Source organism: Ureaplasma miroungigenitalium, from assembly GCF_025780085.1.
GTDB lineage: Bacteria > Bacillota_I > Bacilli_A > Mycoplasmatales > Mycoplasmoidaceae > Ureaplasma > Ureaplasma miroungigenitalium.
The window spans coordinates 1-4,918 of record NZ_JAOXHL010000006.1 but is presented as its reverse complement, the minus strand read 5'-3'; the positions used below and the strand labels follow the sequence as shown (position 1 = coordinate 4,918).

The 4,918-nt window shown below is 43.9% G+C and carries 3 rRNA genes; all 3 read right to left on the bottom strand.

Annotated features, from left to right (window positions below):
* Window positions 1-18: 18 nt before the first annotated feature.
* Window positions 19-122, bottom strand: a 5S ribosomal RNA gene (gene rrf / locus OF376_RS03130).
* Between the two features lie 54 nt (window positions 123-176).
* Window positions 177-3,079: ribosomal RNA gene (locus tag OF376_RS03125) — 23S ribosomal RNA — on the bottom strand.
* Window positions 3,080-3,368: 289 nt separating this feature from the next.
* Window positions 3,369-4,886, bottom strand: a 16S ribosomal RNA gene (locus tag OF376_RS03120).
* Together the 16S, 23S and 5S rRNA genes form the textbook arrangement of a ribosomal RNA operon.
* Window positions 4,887-4,918 lie beyond the last annotated feature (32 nt).

The following is a 4,918-nucleotide window of genomic DNA, read 5'->3' as shown; positions in this document are numbered from 1 at the left end:
GAGTTCCTTTTTTGTTTTGCGTGGCGATGACCTATTTTGTTTTAACTATCGTCGGCTCTAAAGTGCTTGACTTCCGTGTTCGAGATGGGAACGGGTATTTCCACTTTGATATCTTCACCACACCTTGATCGATGCTTGAAAACTAAATTTTATCAACAATGTTATTAATCGAGAATTTATATAAGTCTTCGAATAATTAGTATCAGTTAGCTAAACGCGTCACCGCGCGTACACATCTGACCTATCAACGTTATAGTCTTTAACGATTCTTATTCCATTTAAGGAAGAGAAGATTAATCTTGAAGTTAGTTTCACACTTAGATGCTTTCAGCGTTTCTCTATTCCACACGTTGCTACCCTGCAGTGCCGCTGGCGCGACAACAGGATCACAAGTGGTGTGTCCATTCCGGTCCTCTCGTACTAGGAACAGCTCTCCTCAATCTTCTAACGGGCATGACAGATAGGGACCAACCTGTCTCACGACGGTTTGAACCCAACTCACGTATCTCTTTAATCGGCGAACAGCCGAACCCTTGGAACCTGCTCCAGCTCCAGGATGAGATGAGTCGACATCGAGGTGCCAAACAGTGCCGTCGATATGAACTCTTGGGCACTATCAGCCTGTTATCCCCAGAGTAGCTTTTATCCGTTGAGCGATGGCGTTTCCATACACAGCCACCGGATCACTATGACCTAGTTTCCTACCTGCTCGACATGTATGTCTCGCAGTCAAGCACCCTTATACCATTACACTCTAAACACGATTTCCAACCGTGCTGAGGGTACCGTTGCGCGCCTCCGTTACCTTTTGGGAGGCGACCGCCCCAGTCAAACTGCCCACCTAACAATGTCCTCCGACCAGATAATGGCCGCAAGTTAGGGAGATCTTATTACAAGGGTAGTATTCCAACGATGACTCCATATACCCTAGCGAGTATACTTCAAAGTCTCCTACCTATGCTCTACAAGCAATAAAATATCCCAATATTAAGCTACAGTAAAGCTTCATGGGGTCTTTCCGTCCAATCACGCCAAGAGGGCGTCTTCACCCTCACCAGGATTTCACCGAGTCTACAGTTGAGACAGTCAAGAGATGGTTACACCATTCAAGCGGGACGGAATTTACCCGACAAGGAATTTCGCTACCTTAGGACCGTTATAGTTACGGCCGCCATTCACTGGGGCTTCAGTCAAAAGCTTCGCTTGCGCTAACATTCTTCTTTAACCTTACAGCATTGGGCAGGTGTCACCCCATATACATCGTCTTACGACTTAGCATAGAGCTGTGTTTTTGTTAAACAGTCCCCCCTCGCTATTCACTGCGGCTGGTTTTTCTCCAGCACCCCTTTTCGCTAACTTACGGGGCTAATTTGCAGAGTTCCTTAACTGTAGTTAACTCGCTAACCTTAGGATATTCTCCTTGACCACGTGTGTTCGTTCTCGGTACGGACTACTTATTGATTAACGCTAGAAGCTTTTCTTGGAAGCATGATGTATATGTCTTCTCTACTGCCCGAAGGGTTCGATCGTACTCATAACTTGACCTTAAGATGAGCGGATTTGCCTACTCACCAGTCTTGTTATTTAAACCGGAATCCGATAACCGGCACATATTAACCTTCTCCGTCACTCCATCACTCAATACGTAGGTGCAGGAATATTAACCTGCTTTCCATCGACTACGCCATTTGGCCTCGCCTTAGGATCCGACTTACCCTGGGAGGACGACCCTTGCCCAGGAAACCTTAGTCAATCGGTTTGAGAGATTCTCACTCTCATTCGTTACTCACGCCAGCATTCTTACTTGTATAATGTCCACCAGTGCTCACGCTCTGGCTTCGTCCTTTATACAACACTCGTCTACCGCTATCAATAAATTGATAACCCAAATCTTCGGTTATATGCTTAGCCCCGTTACATCTTCCGCGCAGAATCTCTAAACAAGTGAGCTGTTACGCACTCTTTAAACGGTGGCTGCTTCTAAGCCAACATCCTTGCTGTTTAAGAAATTCAACATCGTTTTCCACTTAGCATATATTAGGGACCTTAGATATTGGTCTGGGCTGTTTCCCTCGCGACAATGAAGCTTATCCCCCACTGTCTGACTGCTGGAATAGCAATTACGGTATTCAGAGTTTGATTCTATTCAGTACACCGAGGTGGCGCCATCATAGATTCAGTGCTTTACCCCCATAATTGCATTATCCAACGCTATTCCTAAAAATATTTCGACGAGAACGAGCTATCACGGAGTTCGATTGGAATTTCACTGCTATCCACAGGTCATCCCCTGTCGTTTCAACGAAAGTGGGTTCGGTCCTCCAGTGAATGTTACTTCACCTTCAACCTGCCCATGGATAGATCACCCCGTTTCGCGTCTATTGCCACATACTAAACGCCCTATTAAGACTCGGTTTCCCTACGGCTCCATTTCTACAATTTAACCTTGCATGCAACAATAACTCGCTGGCTCATACTTCAAAAGGCACGCTATCACACATAAATGTGCTCTAACACCTTGTAGGCTTATGGTTTCAGGTTCTATTTCACTCCCATCTCTGGGTTCTTTTCACCGTTCCCTCACGGTACTATGCGCTATCGGTGACAAACTAGTATTTAGGCTTACCCAATGGTCTGGGTGGATTCAGACAGGATTTCACGTGTCCCGCCCTACTCAGGATACTGCTAGGTAAATTATTGATTTCGTGTACGGGATTATCACCCTCTGTGATTGAGCTTCCCAACTCATTCCACTATCAATAATTAGTCCACATTGCAGTCCTTCAACCCCGAATCAAGATTCGGTTTGGCCTGATCCGGATTCGCTCGCCGCTACTACCGGAATAACATTCGTTCTCTTTTCCTCTCGTTACTGAGATGTTTCACTTCACGAGGTATTGCCTTACATTACTATGAATTCATAATGTAATAATATAAAATTACTTATATTGAGTTTACTCATTCGGAAATCAACGGATCACAGCTTCTTATCAGCTACCCGTTGCTTATCGCAGATTTGCACGTCCTTCATCGCCTGTTTGTCCCAAGGCATTCACCATAAGCCCTTAATAACTTATAATAAATCCTTAAAGTTGTATCTTTAATATGATTGTTAACTATATTAATTAAATTAATATAATTCTGTTGATTAAATACTTGCGTATCTAATCATTAGAAAGATTGTTGATAATAATTCAGTTTTCAAAGATCGACCACATATATCAGTCGATATATGGAGAGAATAATCTCTCAAAACTAAATAGAATCCGACCATAACGATTTATAAAAAATAAATTGCGGCAAATCATTATGGATTTGTTTTGTGATTTCGTACACTTGATTGTGTAATTTAATAAATTACTCCGAAGAAAGGAGGTGATCCATCCCCACGTTCTCGTAGGGATACCTTGTTACGACTTAACTCCAGTCACCAATCCTACCCTAGACGTATGCCTCCTTGCGGTTAACAGTACGGTTTCAGATATTATCAGCTCCCATAGTTTGACGGGCGGTGTGTACAAGACCCGAGAACGTATTCACCGCGACATGTCTGATTCGCGATTACTAGTGATTCCAACTTCAAGAGGGCGAATTGCAGCCCTCTATCCGAACTGAGATTGATTTTGTCTGATTTGCTTGACTTTACAGTTTTGCAGCAGTTTGTCTCAACCATTGTAGCACGTTTGCAGCCCTAGATATAAGGGGCATGATGATTTGACGTCATCCCCACCTTCCTCTACTTTGCAGTAGCAGTATCGTTAAAAAATAACTAACGAAAGGGGTTGCGCTCGTTGCGGGACTTAACCCAACATCTCACGACACGAGCTGACGACAACCATGCACCACCTGTCAGATTGTTAACCTCTACTATATTTCTATAGCTTTGCAATCGATGTCAAACCTAGGTAAGGTTTTACGTGTATTGTCAAATTAAGCAACATGCTCCACCACTTGTGCGGGTCCCCGTCAATTCCGTTTGAGTTTCATTCTTGCGAATGTACTACCCAGGCACATCATTTAATGCGTTAGCTTCAACACCGACACGTTCGTGCCGACATTTAATGATGATCGTTTACAGTGTGGACTACTAGGGTATCTAATCCTATTTGATCCCCACACTTTCGAGCCTAAGCGTCAGTGTTAGTCTAAGTTGGCGCCTTCGCCGCCGGTGTTCTTCCATATATCTACGCATTTTACCGCTCCACATGGAGTTCCCCAACTCTCTACTACACTCTAGATTTGCAGTTTTTGATACAGCTATGCGTTGAGCACATAGATTTAATACCAAACTTGCAGATCCGCCTGCGCTCGTTTTACGCCCAGTAAATCCGGATAACGCTTGCATCCTATGTATTACCGCGGCTGCTGGCACATAGTTAGCCGATACTTATTCAAAAGGTACAGTCAAGTTATAATCATTTCCTATCATAACGTTTCTTCCCAAATAAAAGAACTTTACAATCTATAAGACCTTCGTCGTTCACGCGGCATTGCTTCATAAGGCTTGCGCCCATTGTGAAAAATTCCCTACTGCTGCCTCCCGTAGGAGTATGGGCCGTGTCTCAGTCCCATTGTGGCTGTTCTACCTCTCAGTACAGCTACGCGTCATAGACTTGGTAGGCTTTTACCCTACCAACTATCTGATACGGAGCACCCTCATCCAAAAGCGACGCTTTAAAGGCGTCTTTCTACATTTTCTCATGCGATAAGAATGTTATTATTGGGCATTAGCTAACCTTTCGGTCAGTTATTCCCATCTTAAGGGCAGATTGGATACTTGTTACTCACCCGTTCACCACTAGGTTAGTAAACTAACCTCGTTCGATTTGCATGTATTAGGCATGCCGCCAGCGTTAATCCTGAGCCAGGATCAAACTCTTAAAAATTGACGGATTCTATTTAGTTTTCAAAGATCATT